This is a genomic window from Flavobacterium beibuense, assembly GCF_004151245.1.
Classification (GTDB): domain Bacteria; phylum Bacteroidota; class Bacteroidia; order Flavobacteriales; family Flavobacteriaceae; genus Flavobacterium; species Flavobacterium beibuense_A.
Map to the genome: position 1 here is coordinate 52,648 of NZ_JUIW01000006.1, position 19,819 is coordinate 72,466.

Annotated in this window: 18 protein-coding genes; 12 read left to right on the plus strand and 6 right to left on the minus strand. The window is 37.2% G+C overall.

Annotated features, from left to right (window positions below):
- Positions 1-19: 19 nt before the first annotated feature.
- The 4 genes from argC to fahA all read right to left on the minus strand — a co-directional run bounded on the left by argC (position 20) and on the right by fahA (position 4,627).
- Positions 20-997 (minus strand): N-acetyl-gamma-glutamyl-phosphate reductase, encoded by a 978-nt coding sequence (gene argC / locus NU09_RS09175; protein ID WP_129750988.1) that lies wholly within the window; start codon positions 995-997, stop codon positions 20-22.
- A complete protein-coding gene (locus NU09_RS09180) occupies positions 990-2,183 on the minus strand; it encodes an argininosuccinate synthase (RefSeq protein ID WP_129750989.1) in 1,194 nt (397 codons plus the stop codon). The genes argC and NU09_RS09180 overlap by 8 nt, the downstream gene beginning before the upstream one ends.
- On the minus strand, positions 2,183-2,806 hold the full coding sequence (locus NU09_RS09185; RefSeq protein ID WP_129750990.1) for a GNAT family N-acetyltransferase: 624 nt from the start codon (positions 2,804-2,806) through the stop codon (positions 2,183-2,185). Before NU09_RS09185 ends, NU09_RS09180 begins: the two co-directional genes overlap by 1 nt.
- Before the next feature lie 534 nt (positions 2,807-3,340).
- The gene (fahA, locus tag NU09_RS09190; protein ID WP_129750991.1) at positions 3,341-4,627 is read right to left on the minus strand and encodes a fumarylacetoacetase; all 1,287 of its coding nucleotides are present in this window, start codon (positions 4,625-4,627) and stop codon (positions 3,341-3,343) included.
- A 112-nt stretch (positions 4,628-4,739) separates the two neighbouring features.
- Between fahA and glyA the strand changes: the two genes are divergently transcribed.
- Both glyA and NU09_RS09200 read left to right on the plus strand, forming a co-directional pair.
- On the plus strand, positions 4,740-6,014 hold the full coding sequence (gene glyA, locus NU09_RS09195; protein ID WP_129750992.1) for a serine hydroxymethyltransferase: 1,275 nt from the start codon (positions 4,740-4,742) through the stop codon (positions 6,012-6,014).
- Positions 6,015-6,208: 194 nt separating this feature from the next.
- Entirely contained in the window at positions 6,209-6,643 is a 435-nt protein-coding gene (locus NU09_RS09200) for a hypothetical protein (RefSeq protein WP_129750993.1), read from the plus strand.
- Between the two features lie 117 nt (positions 6,644-6,760).
- On the opposite strand, the gene NU09_RS09205 is transcribed toward NU09_RS09200, so the two are convergent.
- Positions 6,761-7,333: a pentapeptide repeat-containing protein gene (locus NU09_RS09205; protein ID WP_129750994.1), complete on the minus strand. Its 573-nt coding sequence runs from the start codon at positions 7,331-7,333 to the stop codon at positions 6,761-6,763.
- Between the two features lie 135 nt (positions 7,334-7,468).
- Between NU09_RS09205 and NU09_RS09210 the strand changes: the two genes are divergently transcribed.
- The 9 genes from NU09_RS09210 (at position 7,469) to NU09_RS09250 (ending at position 18,557) form a co-directional block, all read left to right on the plus strand.
- Positions 7,469-7,900 carry a hypothetical protein gene (locus tag NU09_RS09210; RefSeq protein ID WP_129750995.1) on the plus strand — a complete coding sequence of 144 codons (432 nt, stop codon included), beginning with the start codon at positions 7,469-7,471 and terminating at the stop codon, positions 7,898-7,900.
- Between the two features lie 35 nt (positions 7,901-7,935).
- A complete protein-coding gene (locus tag NU09_RS09215) occupies positions 7,936-8,517 on the plus strand; it encodes a Crp/Fnr family transcriptional regulator (RefSeq protein ID WP_129750996.1) in 582 nt (193 codons plus the stop codon).
- A 57-nt stretch (positions 8,518-8,574) separates the two neighbouring features.
- Positions 8,575-9,027: a hypothetical protein gene (locus tag NU09_RS09220; protein ID WP_129750997.1), complete on the plus strand. Its 453-nt coding sequence runs from the start codon at positions 8,575-8,577 to the stop codon at positions 9,025-9,027.
- A 118-nt stretch (positions 9,028-9,145) separates the two neighbouring features.
- Positions 9,146-9,877: a DUF2092 domain-containing protein gene (locus tag NU09_RS09225; protein ID WP_207209769.1), complete on the plus strand. Its 732-nt coding sequence runs from the start codon at positions 9,146-9,148 to the stop codon at positions 9,875-9,877.
- A 12-nt stretch (positions 9,878-9,889) separates the two neighbouring features.
- Entirely contained in the window at positions 9,890-10,900 is a 1,011-nt protein-coding gene (locus tag NU09_RS09230; RefSeq protein ID WP_129750998.1) for a DUF6515 family protein, read from the plus strand.
- Positions 10,901-11,119: 219 nt separating this feature from the next.
- Positions 11,120-12,184, plus strand: a complete 1,065-nt coding sequence (locus NU09_RS09235; RefSeq protein ID WP_129750999.1) for a DUF481 domain-containing protein — start codon at positions 11,120-11,122, stop codon at positions 12,182-12,184.
- A gap of 340 nt (positions 12,185-12,524) precedes the next feature.
- Positions 12,525-13,967 (plus strand): sodium:solute symporter, encoded by a 1,443-nt coding sequence (locus tag NU09_RS09240; RefSeq protein WP_242501847.1) that lies wholly within the window; start codon positions 12,525-12,527, stop codon positions 13,965-13,967.
- A gap of 126 nt (positions 13,968-14,093) precedes the next feature.
- Complete coding sequence (locus tag NU09_RS09245; RefSeq protein WP_165357681.1) at positions 14,094-16,877, plus strand: BspA family leucine-rich repeat surface protein; 2,784 nt, start codon at positions 14,094-14,096, stop codon at positions 16,875-16,877.
- 144 nt (positions 16,878-17,021) lie between these two features.
- On the plus strand, positions 17,022-18,557 hold the full coding sequence (locus NU09_RS09250) for a carboxypeptidase-like regulatory domain-containing protein (protein WP_129751001.1): 1,536 nt from the start codon (positions 17,022-17,024) through the stop codon (positions 18,555-18,557).
- A gap of 59 nt (positions 18,558-18,616) precedes the next feature.
- On the opposite strand, the gene NU09_RS09255 is transcribed toward NU09_RS09250, so the two are convergent.
- Positions 18,617-19,360: an SDR family NAD(P)-dependent oxidoreductase gene (locus NU09_RS09255; RefSeq protein WP_129751002.1), complete on the minus strand. Its 744-nt coding sequence runs from the start codon at positions 19,358-19,360 to the stop codon at positions 18,617-18,619.
- A gap of 104 nt (positions 19,361-19,464) precedes the next feature.
- Between NU09_RS09255 and NU09_RS09260 the strand changes: the two genes are divergently transcribed.
- Complete coding sequence (locus NU09_RS09260) at positions 19,465-19,818, plus strand: winged helix-turn-helix transcriptional regulator (protein ID WP_129751003.1); 354 nt, start codon at positions 19,465-19,467, stop codon at positions 19,816-19,818.
- Position 19,819: the final 1 nt, after the last annotated feature.

The following is a 19,819-nucleotide window of genomic DNA, read 5'->3' on the forward strand; positions in this document are numbered from 1 at the left end:
CTTACTTTTTTAGAATTAATTAAAAACCTGTTGCCTTAAGCTGTAGCCCGGTGGTTTCATCCAGCCCGAACATCAGGTTCATGTTTTGTATTGCCTGCCCCGAAGCTCCTTTTACAAGGTTGTCTATTACCGATGTGATTAAAAGGTAATCTCCTTTTTGCTCCAGGCTTATAAAGCATTTGTTGGTTTGTACTGCAAGTTTCAGGTGAATACTATCAGTAGTTACCTTAACAAAAGGTTCGTTGCTGTAATAGTATTTATACATTGCTGTAACCTCATCAAAGCTTTTGCTCACCTTGGTATAGAGTGTCGCAAATATTCCACGGGTAAAATCGCCACGGTTTGGTATGAATAATACTTCCTGATCAAAACCGTTTTGCAGCTGCCCAAGACTTTGTATTATTTCGCCCATATGCTGATGCTCAAAAGCCTTATAGTGTGACATGTTACCAATTCGCCAGGGGTGGTGTGAAGTAGCCGATGGCTGAACCCCCGCACCCGTACTACCAGTGGTAGCATTGACGTGTACCGAATTATTAAGTAAGCCGTTTGCCGCCAAAGGCAATAAAGCTAACTGTATTGCGGTTGCAAAACAACCGGGATTAGCGATATAATGTGCGGATTTAATATGCTCTTTATTCAGTTCCGGAAGGCCATAAACAAAGCTTTTATCATTAAAAACAGCATCTTTCTGCAAACGGAAATCATTCCCTAAGTCTATTATTCTTGTACTGTCTGAAAAGGTATTGGCTTCCAGAAAAGCGATAGATTTACCATGTCCTAAACAAAGGAAAACCACATCTATATTTGGGTTAACTGTATCGGTAAAATTAAGTTCAAGGTCGCCATACAGGTCCTGATGTACACTCGCTACCGAACTGCCCGCATTTGTAGTGCTGTAAACAAAATCAATATTTGCCTGCGGATGGTTTGTCAGCAGTCGTAGCAGTTCACCTGCCGTATATCCTGACCCGCCTATAATGCCAATGTTAATCATAGCTTTCTCCGTTTACCTGTGCATAAATATTTTGTGCGTTACCTAATATCTTGATAAAGCCTTTTGCATCATCCGATGTCCATGCATTGTTAACCTCCCCATACTGTCCGAATTTAGTATTCATTAAATCGTGTGCCGACTCAATTCCGTCAAGGGTAAAATGATAAGGCTTAAGGCTTACCGTTACTGTACCTGTAACCGTTTTTTGAGTGTCTTCTAAAAACACTTCTATGTTTCTCATTACAGGGTCAAGGTATTGCCCTTCATGGAAAAGCATTCCGTACCAGTTGCCCAGTTGCTCTTTCCAGTACATTTGCCATTTACCAAGAACATGTTTCTCTAAAAGGTGGTGCGCCTTGATAATGATAAGAGGTGCTGCGGCTTCAAAGCCCACACGCCCTTTAATGCCTATTATAGTATCGCCAATGTGTATATCCCTGCCTATTGCAAAGGCCGAAGCCAGTTCTTCAAGCTTTTGGATATTTACCGATGGCTTGTTAAATTCATTGTTTATACCTGTAAGTTCGCCTTTTTCAAAATGAAGCACAACTTTTTCAGGTTGTGTTTTTGTTAAAGGAGAAGGGTAGGCCCCTTCCGGTAACGGTTGCGATGAGGTTAGGGTTTCCTTACCGCCCACGCTTGTACCCCATATACCTTTGTTAATGGAGTACTGAGCTTTTTCCCAACTATATTCCACACCGTTTTGTTGCAGGTAAGCCACTTCTTCCTGACGTGTTAGTTTAAGGTCGCGAATAGGGGTAATGATGGTCATATCAGGCGCAATCGTCTGAAAAACCATATCAAAACGAATCTGGTCGTTACCGGCCCCGGTACTACCGTGAGCAATAGCTTCTGCGCCTACGTTTTTTGCATATTTAACCGTTTCCAGTGCCTGGAAAACCCTTTCTGCACTTACCGAAAGTGGGTAGGTATTGTTTTTAAGAACATTACCATACACAAGGTATTTAATGGCTTTTTCGTAAAATTTATCTATAATATCAAGGTTTACGTGGTGCGCACTGCCAAGTTCGTAAGCCCTTGTTTCGATACCGTTTAATTCTTCAGGGGTAAAACCTCCCGTATTGATAAGTATGGTATGTACTTCATACCCAAGTTCATTTTTTAGGTACTTAAGGCAGTATGAGGTATCAAGGCCGCCGCTGTATGCTAAAACTACTTTCTTCATTATACTTTTTCTTTTTTAAGGAAAAGTGCCAGCTTTATGTTTTTAAGCCTTAACAACACTTTTTTGTTAAACGTGTATTTTTCTTCTGTTTTCTTTTTTGCCGGGTCATACAGCATACCGGTACAAAGGCACATTTTATACTCTTTGCGTTCCAGTATATCAAAATTTGAGCAGCCACGGCATCCGTTCCAAAAACTAGGATCATCTGTAAGCTCGCTAAATGGTACAGGCTTATACCCTAAATCTGAGTTGATTTTCATTACGGCAAGGCCTGTGGTAATACCAAATATTTTTGCTCCCGGATATTTTTCCTGAGAGTATTTAAATACTCTTTCCTTTATCTTTTTTGCCAAGCCAAGCGCCCTGTAATCAGGATGCACAATAAGCCCTGAGTTGGCCACAAACTTTCCGTGTGACCAGCTTTCGATATAACAGAAACCTGCAAACTTACCGTCTACAGTGGCTACAACCGCATCACGGTTTTCTATTTTTTTCATAATATACTCAGGGGTTCTGCGGGCAATACCGGTACCTCTTTGTATCGCAGAAGCATTTATGGTTTCGCATATCTCTTCTGCAAACTTGTAATGCTCTTCATGAGCTATCACGATAGATATATTCATTTCAGTACTAATAGAAATAAATTAATATATAATCAATAAAATAAACCTTGGGAAAGAACCGGACGGACCGGAACATAGTAATATTGCAGACCTTACGGCCTGAAGCGTCGTCGATTCTGAAAAGAATTAAGATTGCTGATAAAAGAACGGCCCTTTGATTGAGACCTTAAAAAAACAGAGTTTGTTTTCAATTCAATTAAAAATAAAGTTAATACTAAATAAAGGGCACTCTAAGTGAGGCGGTATTATCATACCAGCCGTATTATCCGGTAATTTAGCCGGATAGGTGATTGACCCTTAGGGAGTTTAGTATTAAAAATATTTTTATTCATCGTTGCAAATGTATAATTAAATTTAAACGATGGCTGTTAATTTTTTTGTTAAACCTCTATTTTTAAGTAATAAATGATAAAAAGGTTTTTTGATTTAATATTTGAAATTTTTTTTAGGGTAAAATTTTTAAATATTAATTTTTTTGGCTTTAAAAAACAAGGGTATTTATAAAAAAGCCCCTCTATTGAGGGGCTTTAAGTATTATTTTTTACTGAAAGGAGGCAATAATTTGCTGCTTACCTCACCAAAACCTATTCTTATATTATCGTTTTGGCAGTAACCGCGCATAATTACGGTATCTCCGTCTTCAATAAATTTACGCTCTGTACCGTCGCTTAATTTAAGCGGGTTTTGTCCGCCCCATGTAAGTTCAAGCATAGACCCGAAGCTATCAGGAGTTGGGCCCGAAATTGTACCACTACCCATTAAGTCGCCCGAGTTAACACGGCAACCGTTTACTGTATGGTGAGCAAGTTGCTGTGCCATGCTCCAGTACATATATTTAAAGTTAGAGTTAGATATTACGGTTTCTTCACCATCTTCAGGAGCGATAGCTACCTGTAGTTTGATATCAAAAGCATGCTCTCCTTCCTGTTGTAAGTACTCTAACGGTTTAGGGTCGTTTTGCTCAGGACCTGAAGCACGGAAAGGCTCAAGGGCATCAAGCGTTACAATCCAAGGAGATACTGAAGAAGCAAAGTTCTTGGCAAGGAATGGTCCTAATGGTACATATTCCCATTTTTGGATATCACGTGCACTCCAGTCGTTAAACAGTACCATACCAAAAATGTGGTCTTCTGCCTCATCAACAGGAATAGGTTCTCCCATAATATTAGCATCTGTAGTGATGAAAGCCATTTCAAGCTCAAAGTCAACACGCTTAGAAGGACCAAATACCGGTTGTGTTTCTCCCGGAGGAAGTGTTTGTCCGTTTGGACGGTGAACCGGGATGCCTGAAGGTACAATAGTAGAACTTCTGCCGTGGTAGCCTACAGGAATGTGAAGCCAGTTTGGTAAAAGTGCATTATCCGGGTCACGGAACATTTTACCTACGTTAGTAGCGTGTTCGCGGCTAGAGTAGAAATCGGTATAATCTCCAATAAGTACCGGAAGCTGCATTTCCACATCTTCTATATTAAAGATAACGACTTCCTTATGTTTGTCGTTATCTCTTAGTTCAGGGTTATTGCTGTCAAAAATATCTGCAATACGATTTCTTACAAGGCGCCATGTCTTTTTTCCGTCAGAAATAAAGTCATTAAGCGTATCCTGCATAAACATGTCGTCTGTAAGTTCAATACCTTCAAAGTAGTTTAATTGCTGCAGTGCACCTAAGTCTATCGCATAATTACCTATCCTTGTTCCTATCGTTATTACATCATCTTTTGTTATGAAAACGCCAAACGGAATGTTTTGTATAGGGAAATCGCTGTCTTGTGGTACATTAAGCCACGATTTTCTGGATGGGTCGTTTGCTGTTAATGTCATATCTGTATGTTTGTGTATTATTTTGTTTTTCAAGTATCAAATATACTTTGCTATATCGTTTTGACAAACGATTTTTTGTATTTTTGACGGCAAATTAACGAAAAAATATAAAATGCAACGCGACGAACAAATTTTCGACCTGATTCTTGAAGAGCAGGACAGGCAGATAAACGGACTGGAACTTATTGCATCAGAAAACTTTGTGAGCGACCAGGTAATGGAAGCAGCAGGTTCTGTACTTACTAATAAATATGCTGAAGGGTATCCCGGAAGAAGATATTATGGCGGATGTGAAGTAGTGGATGTTATCGAGCAGATAGCTATAGACAGAGCGAAAACCTTGTTTGGTGCAGAGTATGCAAACGTGCAGCCGCACTCAGGATCTCAGGCAAATGCTTCTGTTTTCCATGCGTGCTTAAAACCCGGTGACAAAATTTTAGGTTTTGACCTTTCTCATGGTGGTCACCTAACTCACGGTTCTCCGGTAAACTTTTCAGGAAGGCTGTACAATCCTGTATTCTACGGAGTAGAGAAGGAGACAGGAAGACTTAATTATGATAAAATACAGGAAGTAGCTACTAAAGAGCAGCCTAAAATGATTATTGCAGGTGCTTCGGCTTATTCCCGTGATATGGACTTTAAACGTTTCAGGGAGATTGCAGACAGCGTAGGAGCTATACTTCTTGCTGATATTTCTCACCCTGCAGGGCTTATTGCAAAAGGACTTTTAAGCGACCCTATCCCTTATTGCCACATTGTGACTACTACAACTCACAAAACACTAAGAGGACCAAGAGGTGGTATGATACTTATGGGTAAAGATTTTGAAAATCCATGGGGTATTACAACTCCTAAAGGAGAGGTAAGAATGATGTCGTCTTTACTTGATGCTGCCGTATTTCCTGGTAACCAGGGTGGGCCGTTAGAGCACATTATCGCTGCTAAGGCTGTTGCCTTTGGTGAAGCTTTAAGCGATGAGTTCTTCCGTTACACACTACAGGTACAAAAAAATGCTAAGGCAATGGCTGAAGCTTTTGTTAAGAGAGGATATGATATTATTTCCGGAGGTACAGATAACCACATGATGCTTATCGACCTTAGAAACAAAAATATTACAGGTAAAGAAGCAGAGAACGCATTAGTGAAAGCTGAAATTACTGTAAACAAAAATATGGTTCCGTTTGATGATAAGTCTCCGTTTGTAACATCAGGTATCCGTGTGGGTACAGCTGCAATCACTACACGTGGTTTAGTTGAGGCTGATATGGAAACTGTAGTGGACCTTATCGACAGAGTAGTTATGAATCATACTAACGAAGAAGTTATTGAAGAGGTAGCTGATGAGGTAAATGCAATGATGGGCGAAAGACCAATTTTTGTATTCTAATTCAGAAACACAACAGATATTAAAAATCCCTCCCGAAACGGAGGGATTTTTTTATGTAAAAAAGTTGGGGTGTGCAGTTCGTCGGGTTTTATATTGATTTTACCATAATTAAATGATTTAGTGATATTTCACGTACTAAATATTTCTTAATTTTATTGTCAGGAAAACTGAATATCAATTAAAACCGGGGCGTTATGAGGAAGTATTACATCTTTTTAATACTATTATTTTCGCTAGCTGCCGCCAATGCACAAAGTTTCGGTAACTCGGAAATAAGGGTAGACGGCACTTACGATATTAATATGCTTATTTATGGCGTATGGCTGCGGCAGGGCACTACTGGAAATGTTACCATGCGATTTAACCAAACCCCCGAAGGTATAACCACTGCTGTAAACATGGTTAAAAAAATGCTTGCCGATAATGGTAAAAGCATGGAAAACCCTGATATTTTTAACAGCTTTGAAGGAAGTGACCTTAACCGAAGGGATTCCGGAAAAATGCATTACTCCATACAGGCAGGAAATTCACGAATAAATGAGGGATGGATTCTGGAAGACGGATCTGTTTTACAGTTGCTCTTTGGAGCCTGTAATTATGAGGTGAATATTATAAACGCCTATAAATAAAAAAGACCCGTGGGTGGAAGCCCCTGGGTCTTTAAATTGTTGGTCCATAACATGACCAGCAATGAGCGGCAAATGTATTGCTAATATTTGATTAACACTACAAAAATCTGCATTATTTTACTTTACTATTATCTCGTGTTTTGTGAGCAGTCCCTTAAGTCCTGATTGTGAAAATATTGCCCTTTTCAATTTATTCTTTTCAGGGTCTATTGTAAAGTTATAACTGCTGTAAAAATCGGTTTTATTGGCAATTGTATCCATAAAAACACTTTTATGAAGGTCACAATTGTCAAATATGGCTCCGGTTAAGTCGGCACTCATGAAATCGGCTGCTATAATACGGCAATCTGTAAACACGGTACTTTTCATTTTCAGGGTATAAAACTTGGCATAGTCAAGAATACAATCCTTAAACTCAAACTTAAACAGCAGTGAATCTACCATAGCAAAGTTTACTCCTGTAAAATTACATCCGGTAAACATCACATCCCTAAACGATACATAGTTTATCCTGGCTTCTGTAAAGTCACAGTTTACAAATTCGCAGTCAATAAAAGCCACGCCTAAGTAATTACATTCTGTAAAATTGCAATTGGTAAACGTACAGCGTTCAAAATCTTTGTACATAATGTCATCAGTGCCAAATATCTTGTCGGTAACCTGTAAGTCGAGTATGTAGTTTGAAGACATAATGTGGGTTTTAGGGAAGCAAGTTAGTGAATAGCGGTTTTTAAGAAGTCGTATTTTGTGATTTTATTAAAACAAAGACATTTTATAATGGCTAACTTAGTGATACTTAATTAGTAACTAAATAAAAAAAGAATTATGAAAAAAACAGTATTCACACTTTTATTTTTACTTAGTGTAGCATTTGTACAGGCACAATCTTTTGGAGCGTCAGGGCTTAGTGTAAGAGGGAATTTTTCTAATGCTAAAGATTACCAAAAGTGGTTTAGGATAGGCAATACAAACGATGCCACCATGAAGTTTGAACAAACCGAGAAAGGTATTGACGAAGCTGTAGCTACAATACAGCGTATGTTAGTTGAAAATAACCTTGATGTTGGCAGACCCGATGTTTATAAGAGTGTAAAGGTAGAAGGGACAGGTAGCGATACCGCAAGACTAAACAGATTAATAATGTCAGGTGATGCAAGGGTTAATCTTGCCTGGTTTGCGCCCGACGGATCTACATTACAACTTTTCTTAGATAAAAACAGTTATGAGGTTAATGTAATGAATGCCTTTAAGATGTAATAAATATGTACCTTAGGCTCTCTTAATAGGGAAGTATGGATTCATTACAAAAATTGCGTCAGGTTGTTTTTAGCCTTCATCCGTTGCCGGATAAGGAGTGGGAACAGTTTACCGAAATACTTCAATACAAATCATTCTCTAAAGGTGATTTCCTTGTAAATGAAGGGGAGCAGGAACATAATGTTTACTTTTTACTGAAAGGTACTACGCGTAATTACTTTAACAAGGACGGAAAAGAATTTACAGTTGCCTTTCATTTTGAAGGTGAGTTTGTTACTGCTTTCTATTCGTTAATAACTTCTAAGCCTAGTGTGGTTACTATTGAATTCCTTGAGGATGCAGATGTAGTAGCAATACCCTATAATAAACTACAGGAATTTTATACAAGCTCTTTTAACGGTGCTACAGTTGGTAGAAAAATGGCAGAAATGCAATATGCCAGGCGACTGGAAAAAGAAATGGAACTTTTGTCACTAACGGCAGAAGAGCGATATGCCCGATTATTGGAAAAGAATCCTAAAATAGTAGCTTCTGTTTCGGTAAAACATATTTCTTCCTATTTGGGTATACAACCGGAAAGTCTTAGCCGTATAAGGAAACAATATTTTCGAAACTAACATACATCATTTTTTATGTAGTACGGTAGCCTCAATTTTGCTTTAAAAAGTAAAATTATGGATGTTGTTATAGTACTATCAGTGTTTTTTGTTTTGAGTGCCCTGTATTTTAAGCTTGTAAAGAAAACTTATAAATGGAAGGTTAGTGGTAACATAGCCATGTGTGCCATGCTTATGTTTACGGCTATAGGCCATTTTTTGTTTACTAAAGGTATGGGTATGATGCTGCCTCCTATTATTCCGTATAAAGAGTTTGTGGTTTACCTAACGGGAGTTATGGAAATAGCATTTGGATTTCTGTTACTGTTTCCAAAGTACAGAAGGCAAACGGGACTAATGCTTATAATTTTCTTTATTCTTATTCTTCCGTCTAATATTTATGCAGCGCTGCATCATGTCAATTTAAAAGCTGCCGACTTTAGTGGTCATGGACCTATGTACTTATGGTTCAGGATTCCCCTGCAGCTGTTTTTAATAGGTTGGGTGTACCTGTTCTCGATAAAGAAATAAGAGTTTTATTGTTTTGAATAGTTAGTTTCAATTAGTATAATTTTTTGTTAAAACGATTTGGGTAGATGTTAAATATCTGATAATTAGGTGTATTTAAGTAACAATTAAATCACCCATTATGATAAGGAAATTATTACTCTTCGTTTTCTTTATCCCTTTTACTGTATTTTCTCAAAACGTTAAAGTGGATTCTGTAGCGGTGCTTGTTTTAGATAGAATGAGCGATGTTATAGGTGAATTAGGTTCATGTAGTTTTAACCTCACTACTTCGGTTGATCAGAAAGGCCTTTATGGCGTTGAAAAGAAATTCTCAAATTATGAAGTTTATTTTAAAGGGCCTTCTAAAATGCTTGTGCAGGCCCGTAGTGATGATTTTCATAAAGGATACTGGTATAATGGCGAGCACATGGTGTACTATTCCTATAAAGAGAATAATTACTCTGTAATAGATGCACCCGATTCTACACTGGTAATGATAGACAGGATTCATGAAGATTATGAGATAGAGTTCCCTGCTTCAGATTTTTTCTATCCTGCAATTACAGATGATATACTGGAAAACTTCCCTACGGTTGCTTTTTTAGGCAGTAAAAATATAAACGGAAAAAACTGTTTTCACATCCTTGCAGACAATGACAAGATGACTTTTCAGTTATGGATATCGGATGATGCCCTAACCTTGCCTTTAAAGTTTGCCATAACATATAAGGATAGGGAAGGAAGCCCGCAATATCTTGCCTCTTTTTCAGATTGGAAACTTAATCCAGATTTGCCGGATGTGTTATTTGAGTTTATCCCGCCGCCTGGCTCCCATCAAATAACCATATTATCTAAAATGAACAGTAACTAAAAGCTTTATCCCATGGAAACACTATCAAACAAAACGTTAAGGTATGTAGCAGCCATGATTATGGCTTTAGTACTATTTTTTCCATTTGAGATGGAAGCCCAGAGAATACCACACAGATCCGGAGGCGGTGGTGGAGGAATGGCTCACAGGAGCGCACCGTCGAGAAGTGCCCCTTCAAGACAGGCTCCATCCAGAAAAGCACCTACAAGGCAAGCTCCCTCAAGAACTACACAACAGGCACACTCACAGCCTAACCGAACCATTAACGGGGGCAGCAAAAAATCGCCCGACAGGAAGTCGACAGCCAATCATAATATTTCTTCAAATAACAGAGGAGGCGGTAATAAGATAATAGGTAACAATAACGACAGGAATTCCGGTAATAGAGTAAACAACTCCGGTAACAGGGGAAACAATAATAATGTGAACATTAATATTGATAATAGCAAACACTATAATCATATTAATAACAGAAATACTGTAGTTCGCTCTAACAGGGCAGCATATGTAAGGCCGCCTTATCGTTATGGTGGTTTTGGTTTTTATGCTTACAGACCATATTATTATCATCCTTTCCGTCCGTTTTATTGGGGACCTGTATGGCATCCATGGGGGTATTTTGTAGCGTCACTGGCCACAACTGCAATTATTATTTCCATAGAAAATCAAAAGTACCATTACGATCAAGGGGTGTATTATGTAGAAAGTGACGGAGGGTATACCGTAGTTCAGGCTCCTGTTGGAGCAACCATAAAAGTTCTCCCCGAGGGATCGGAAACCGTCACGGTAAACGAAACCACAAACAACTATTATTACGGTGGTACATATTATGAAAAATCAGGAGATGGTTATACTGTTGTGCCTCCCACAGCAGGTACTATTGTAGAGCACCTTCCTGAAGGCGGAGAAGAGGTAAGGATGGGCGACCAAACCTATGTTAAATATGGTGAAACTTATTATCAGCCTGTTCAGATTGATGGTAAAAATATGTATGAGGTAGTAGATGCTAAAGAGGAAAAGTAAGATGTAAGCATTGTTTCTATATATTTTTTATTGTAATTTTTTTCTTTCATTACACAGTAATTAATTTTTTGTTAAAGTAGTATTTTATTTGTTAAATAATAAATTTTAATACTTACATTTAATATGTAGATTAATATTACATACTGTTTAAAAACGGTAATGTAAAGGTGTTATAAGACTAGGAAAATAGAAGAAAGTTTTACCCCACAAAACAAGCTGATGACCCACACAAAAAATTGGCTTAACAGTATTTCCCTACATTTTCGTATAGCCCTTATAGGGATTGTATGGCTATGTAGTTATGGAACCGGTTATGCACAGAACGATACTATAATCCTTAAAAATAAGGACAGACTTATTGGTGAAATAAAGGAAATGGACAGAGGTGTCCTTATTATTGAAACTGATTATAGTGACAGTGATTTTAAATTAAAATGGATAGATATTAAAAAGCTTTCCAGCGATCAAACCTTTTTAATTACACTCAAGGAAGGTAACAGGATTAACAGTAAGCTGCAAATGGACTCTATTAATGGAGGCAGGGTAGTTTTACATGACATTATTACTAAAGACTATATCTATACAACCATAGATGATATAGTGTATGTAAAGTCTGTTAAACAGGGCTTTATATCCCGTTTAGATGCATCATTATCTATAGGGTTAAACCTTACACAAAGTAACAACTTTAAGCAGTTAAGTGTAAGGAGTACGTTAGGGTATACAGCAAATTACTGGAGCATTGCAGGAAGCTATAATGCTATAAAAACACGGCAGGACGAAAGCGAAGATATTAACCGTACAGATGCCAGTCTTGGGATTAAATATTTTTTTAACCATGATTATTTTATAAATGTTTCTTCGGAAATATTATCTAATAATGAGCAACAGTTAAAGTTAAGGGTTACTACCAAAGCAGGTGTTGGTAAATATTTTGTACATACAAACAGGGTTTACTTTGGAAGTGCAGTAGGTTTGGCATGGAACAATGAAAGGTATGAAGAGGCTTTAGGCACTAACCGAAACAGTGCAGAGGCTTTTGTGGGAATGGAACTTAATATGTTTGATTTTAAAGATTTTAGCCTGCTTACCAATGCTGTTGTTTATCCGAGTTTAACCGAGTCTCGCAGGGTGAGGAGCGATATTAAACTGGATGTGAAATATGATTTGCCTCTTGATTTTTTTATAAAAATGGGAGCAACATATAACTATGATAAAAGGCCGCCGGAAGGGGCCAATAAAGAAGATTATGTTTTCCAGGCTACTTTTGGCTGGGAATTATAATAATTTGTGTTAGTTTTTATAAGGCACCCCGATATGAAAATGTCGGGGTCTTCTTTTTTGTAATCCTTTTTAAATCAGAGTTGTAAGAATGCTTAAAAAGATTAAATATCTTATTCAGTTTTTTAGGCGGGCCTAAAATTGTATATTTGCTGATATTCAATGGTTTTAAAGAATTGCATATCGCATTCTTCAGCCCTTCAGTCCTTATCTATATTACCATAAATACATTTTCTGTTTGGTAATAGGGACTTATTGCAAAAGGGGCTATTAGCATAAAAAGCAGTAAAATAAAGGGGAGTATTTATACATCCTCAGGATTAACACATATAACACTTACATAATGGAAATTCACATTATTGATCTAGTAATATTTATAGTTTATCTGGTTGCCATGCTAGGGGTAGGATTCTACTTTATGGGGCGCAATAAGTCTAAAGACGACTACTATGTGGGGGGCAGGAACATGTCGGCCGGACATATAGGCCTTTCAGTAGTAGCTACTGATGTTGGCGGAGGTTTCTCGATAGGGTTAGGCGGACTAGGTTTTATGATGGGGCTTTCAGGAAGCTGGATGCTGTTTACCGGCCTTTTAGGGGCTTGGTTAAGTGCAGTACTGTTAATACCTAAGGTTTACCCCATAGCAAAGGAAAATAAGTTTTTAACCTTTCCGCAGTCACTGGCGCATCATTATAATACTAGGGTAGCTCTTATAGCAGGATTTATTTCTCTTATTGGGTACGTAGGTTTTACCAGTTCGCAAATACTTGCCGGAGCAAAGTTGGTAGAGGCTACTTTTCCTTCGGTATCCATAAATATGGCTGTACTTATAATGGGGGTTATTGCAGTTGTTTATACGGCTGTAGGAGGAATCAAAGCGGTTATTTATACCGATACCATCCAGTGGATAATATTAATGGGCGGACTTATATTTATAGGGATTCCAATGGGATATGTATACATAGGTGGTTGGGAAGCTATTAGTAAAACGGTACCTTCCGGTTTTATGTCGTTAACCAATGTGTCTTTTGTACAGTTGTTTAACTGGTTTATTACCATAGTACCTATATGGTTTGTGGGGATGACACTCTATCAGCGAATATTTGCTTCCAGAGATGTAAAAACAGCTAAAAAGGCATGGTTTGTGGCCGGACTGTTTGAATGGCCTATAATGGCGTTTATGGGCATCGCTTTAGGCTTGTTTGCCAGGGTAGGTTATGAACAGGGATTGTTTGAAGCTATAGGTTATGCTCCCGGAACTCACATTGATCCCGAGCTTGGACTTCCGTTATTTTTAAGGACGATATTGCCTGTAGGGTTAATGGGACTGATGCTCTCGGCTTACTTCTCGGCTATTATGTCAACTGCTGATAGTTGCTTAATGGCTGCATCGGGTAATTTTACTACCGATATACTGGAATACTTTAAGGGAACCCGAAAGTTCGGGCATATAAAATACTCGCAAATAATAACTCTTGTAATTGGTGCACTGGCTATAATTCTGGCAACCAATATGCGAAATGTACTGGAGCTGATGCTTTACTCTTATGCGTTTATGGTTTCGGGGTTATTAGTGCCCGTATTAGGTACTTTACTGCTCAAAAAACCATCGGCAAAGGCGGCAGTAGCAGCCATGATTGTGGGTGGACTAACAACGCTTACTTTAATAATAACACAGGTGAAACTGCCATTTGGCCTTGATGCTAACTTTTTTGGTATAGCTGCTTCGTTTGTTTCGTTTATGTTGGTGCAGTATACCAGCAAGCCAAAAGGTGTTATAGCTTAAAAAACGATTCTAAATTTAAACTGATTAAATCCCGCATTATAGGCGGGATTTTTTTGTAAGTAAAAAATGTTAAAATGTTTTATTGAAAAATGTTATATTGCAGTTAATAAACCAATTACAATCATTATGAGGAAAATTCACCTTACACTGCTTTTTTTATTCTTAACTTCTTTTATTTATGCTCAGGAACCTTTTATTACTACATGGGAAGTATTTGATTTTGATTTAGAAATCGAAGTCCCTATAGTTAATGAAGCAGGTACTAGTTATACCATAGATTTTGGAGACGGTACAATTCTAACTGACCAGTCTGGATTAGTGTCTCATACTTATACTACTCCCGGAGTATATACTGTTAGTATGTCGGGTGACTTTTCAAGGTTAGATTTTTCGCTATTACCTGAGGAGTTTTCGTCTGATCAATTATTGACTGTTGAGCAATGGGGAGATATTGAGTGGTCTTCAATGAATAAAGCTTTTTATAAAACTTCAAATTTAGTGATTAATGCAACTGATACGCCTGACTTAAGCCAGGTAACTGATTTAAGCTATATGTTTTATATGAGTGGTATTAACCAGTCTATAAATAACTGGGATGTTTCTACTATTACAAATATGTCACATATTTTTTTTAATGCATACTATTTTGATCAGCCTTTAAATAACTGGGATGTTTCTAATGTAACCAATATGTCATATATGTTTAGGGGGGCAATCGCTTTTAATCAGCCGCTCGATAATTGGGATACTTCTAGTGTTACTACTATGGCATATATGTTTAATCAGGCAAGCACTTTTGATCAGCCTATAGAAAGTTGGGATGTTAGTAATGTAACCGATATGTCTTATATGTTTAAAGAAATATACGCTTTTAATCAGTCACTTGATAATTGGGATACTTCCAGTGTTACTACTATGGCATATATGTTTAATCAGTCAGTTAATTTTAATCAGCCCATAGGTAATTGGGATGTATCTAATGTAACCGATATGTCTTATATGTTTTTCAATGCATCAAATTTTGATCAGCCCATCGGGAACTGGGACGTATCTAACGTGACTACGATGAGTAGAATGTTTTTAAGTGCTTTAAACTTTAATCAATTTGTAGGTAATTGGGATGTATCTAATGTGACTGATATGATAATGATGTTTCATGGCGCTAACTCTTTTAACCAACCTTTAAACGACTGGGATGTCTCTAATGTGACAGAAATGGGAATGATGTTTAGACAGAATGATGCTTTTAACCAACCACTTGATAATTGGAATATCGCTAATGTTGTTAACTTGAATGGGATGTTTGAAAGCGCCTCAAGTTTTAATCAGGATATATCAGGTTGGGAATATAATCCTGAACTTCTTTTTAATACTTTTATTCATTTGAGTGGAATGGATTCTTCTAATTTTGATGCTTTGTTATTACGATTTGCACAATTAGGTATTGAAGATAAATATTTGAATTCTTTTGGCGTTCCTTATTGTGATGCTGCTGTTAGGGACTATTTAATAAATGAGTTGGGTTGGGAAATTGAAGGAAATTGGCAGGGATCCGACTGTGAAGTTAATACAATAACAGGTAGTGTTACTTTCGATCAAAATAATAATGGTTGTGACGATACAGACAGTGTTATTAATAATGTTATGATAACTGCAGATAATGGAGAATTTGTTTATTCAACATCATCAGGTTTGAGCGGAGAATATACATTAAATCTTCTTTCAGGAAGTTATGAGGTAACATTATCGGGTTTTCCGGAATATTATAATTTTATTCCGGAAATGACCACGATTGTTTTTGAGGAAGGTGTTAATCAGGAAAATTTAAACTTTTGTATTACAGCTAACCAGTCTATTGAAGATTTAAATGTAACTATCCTGCCTGTAACTGATGCCCGTCCTGGGTTTGAGGCAGAGTATCAATTGATTGTTGAAAATGTGGGTACTCAAACTGTTGCTAATGCAATAGTAAGTTTTATTTATAACGATGCCATGCAGTCTTTTGTAAGTGCTGTTCCGGCTGCAGCATCAAATTCAGAAAATGTACTGACTTTTACATTGGCCGATTTTCAGCCTTTTGAAAGTAGGACTATTGATATTACTATGCAAACGTTTACCCCACCTACAGTAAATGGTGATGATGTTTTAAACTTTACAACTACTGTAACCCCTAACCAAAATGATTATACTCCTGAAGATAATACTTTTGAATTTGAGCAAATTGTGGTAAACTCTTATGATCCTAATGATAAGCGAGTGGTACAGGGAGGTGAGATATATCCTGAACAGACAGATGAATATCTTGACTATATTATAAGATTCCAAAATACAGGAACTGCAAGCGCCATAAATATAAGGGTTAAGGATGTACTTAGTGAAGAGGTAGACTGGAATACGTTTAGACCGATAAGTTCAAGTCATGAATATAGATTAGAAATTACTGATGGTAACCAGGTAGAGTTTATTTTTGAAAACATCAACCTTCCGTTTGAAGGTGAGGATGAAGCAGGTAGTAATGGTTTTATAGCCTATAAAATAAAACCTGTTGCCGGACTTGAGGTTGGTGATATTATTCATGGTAACGAGGTGAATATCTATTTTGATTACAACCTGCCTATTATAACAAACAGCGTTACAACAGAGATAGTTAGTTTGATGGGAGTAAACGATTATGCTTTAACCGGCAGTATTGTATTATATCCTAACCCTGCTAATGATGTTCTACATTTAAAAAGTGAGAATAACGTAGCTCCGGAAATGGTTGCTATATATAATCTACAGGGACGCGAACTAATGTCTTTTAACCAGAATATGGAGAATATGAATATTAGTGGCTTAAGTGCAGGTGTATACCTTATAACGGTAAAAACCAGTCAGGCGTCGGCACAATACAAACTGATAAAAGAATAATCAGAGATATTTAAAAAAAGCCTCTGATAATACGGGGGCTTTTTTATTTATAAGACATAAGTTTTTTGTAAATCAGAACAACAAAAAAACGAGCAATCCGTTTAACTTAGCATAAAATGAAGATTTAAAACCAACAATCACACCATGCTAAAAAACCTATTTACCTGCCTGACTATTCTGTTAGGTATTCAAATCGCATTATCTCAAAACATTACCGCTAAAATTATTGATTCAGAGACAGGGGAGAGCCTTTCTTATGCCAATATTCAAATTGACGGTGAAGATAGTGTAGTAAGTAACTCTGAAGGATACTTTAGCATACCTCCAAAAAATAATGATGAGAAGACTATACTAACAGTTTCTTTTTTAGGGTATTATACCGAGAACTTAACTGTAGGGGAATTAAAGAATATCAATTTCCTTATAAAAATGCGTCCCGGAACTTTTGAGTTAGAAACAGTATATATATCCAATACAGAAATTGATGCCGATAGTATAATGGCTTCTGTAAGGAAGAATCTTAAAGCTAATTATACAGATTCAGGCAAACCAACAAAAAATACTGTTTTTTTTCGTGAGTCAACAGTAATAAGGCCTAAACAGGTTAAGCTTGAAATGACACAGGCTACGGGATACAGCAAGCAGCAAATTAAGGATGCTAATAAGGAACTGGATGAGTTTGCCTCACAGATGATAAACTATCCTCCTAAGCAGTTTACAGATAGGTTATATAACTATTATACTTCTACAAAAATACATAAGGAAAAACCGGTGCCGGTTCAAAAACTTGAGGTTGTAAAAGCAGTAAAATTTAAGGATGCTAACCGATCGGTAACTTTGGATGATATGGAAAAGTTAGGTGCACAGGTTTTATTTAAGCACTTAGATGCCACAAAACATTACAGGATTAAAAGCGGACTTATAGGGGTGAGGGATACCATTGTTTCGCATAATAGTTTTGTTAGCGATAGTGAGTATGAAGCTGAGATGAAAAAAAGTAACCAGAAAGCAGCAAGATCATATAACTGGACTTTTCTATATCGCACAAATATTTTAATTAATGGCAGGTTTGATTTTATTAATAGTAGTGAGTTAAGCGAACTGTATGAATACAGCTATGCGGGAGTTGCAGAGAGTGATGATAAGAACAACCGTATTTTTATAATTAAATTCAGGCCTAACAAGAGAAGGGCTAAGTATACAGGGACATTGTATGTTTCCGAGAAAGATTATGCTATTGTAAGGGCAGATTATACTTTAGTGGAAGGGAAGAAACTTAGCGGCATAAACCTAAAACTTATTTTAGGTATTAAGCAGCTCGAGAATTTTGATAAGGGTACGCTGGTGTATAAAAAAAGGGAATCGGGTGAATATTACCTGCAATATGCCTCACAGGAAAACGGACAGTACATATATGTAAATAGGCCGCTGAAGTTTATAGAGATAACAGAGGGCGATAAAGACAAGGTGGGTTTTGAGTTTAAAGCCGAAATGGACGAGTTTGAGAAAGAAGAGTATTTTGTTATGTCGGAATCAGCTATAACAGAAGGCGATTTTGAAGCTGCTCAGGAACCCGAATTTGATTATATGCAGTTAGGAAGTTATGATCCTTCGGTATGGAAGGAGTATACCACGATAGAGCCTTTAAAAGAAATGAAGCAGTTTAAATCGGTTGAATAAAAAAACAAAAGCCCATACAATGTATGGGCTTTTTATTTATCGAGCGTTATATGTGATTATTACTTCAACATGTATGTAACAGCACCACCATCAACAGTAATGTCTGCACCACTTATAAAGCTTGCTTGACTGGAAGATAAAAAGACTACTGTATTTGCAATTTCATCAGCAGTACCAAGGCGTTGTAGTGCGGTTGATGCTGCTAAATTTTCTTTGGCTTCAACATTTGCTACACTGTCCAGTCCCGGTGTTTGTATTGGACCCGGGCTAATAAGGTTTACACGTATTTTTCTTTCAGCCAGTTCGTTTGCTGCAATCTGGGCAATCTTGTTTATGGCTCCTTTTGTAGCAGAATATACACTTGTTCCTATACCGGCAGCTGTTGCCACTATAGATGAGGTAAATATAACAGATGAACCATTTGCCAGGTGAGGCATTAATTTTTGTAATGTAAAATAATGACCTTTCACATTGGTATTAAACTGAGCATCAAAATCGGCTTCGGTTGTTTGCGCTATTGGCCCGAATGTGGCGATTGCGGCATTAAGGAAAAGCACATCCAGTTTCCAGTTGTTTTCTGTAACAAATTTTTCCAAAACTGCAATACCATCAAGGTTTGAGGTATCAGACACTAAAGTCTTTAAATTCGGATTATTGATTTCATTCGAAGCCTTTTGCAGGTTTTCGGCACTTCTGCTTGTAATTACTACGTTTGCCCCTGCCTTAATAAATGCTTTTGCAGTTGCTAGACCTATTCCGGTACTTCCGCCCGTTATTACTACGTTCTTGTTTACTAAACTCATTTTTTGATTTTTAATTATTAACAGTACAAAAGTAAATTACATTAATTTATTATTGTAACTTTGTAACTAAAAGTAACAGTAACTTTAGAGTAACCAGGTAACTTATGACAGAAAACATTTGCCACAAGAAAGAAATCATGGCTATCCACGACACAATGGACGTATTGGGGGGAAAATGGAAAATATCCATTATATCTACCATGTGCTATTATAATAAAAGACGCTTTTCTGATATACTAAATGATCTTAATGGTATATCTAACAAACAATTAAGTAAGGAGTTGAAGGAGTTGGAACTTAATAAGCTTATTAAGCGTACCGTTTTAGATACCCAGCCGATATCGGTACAATACAACCTTACGGATTATGGACAGTCCCTGCAAAACCTCATTCATGATCTTGCAGCATGGGGCATAAAACACAGACAGGTAATAATAGGAGAAAGTAATGTTGTTTAAT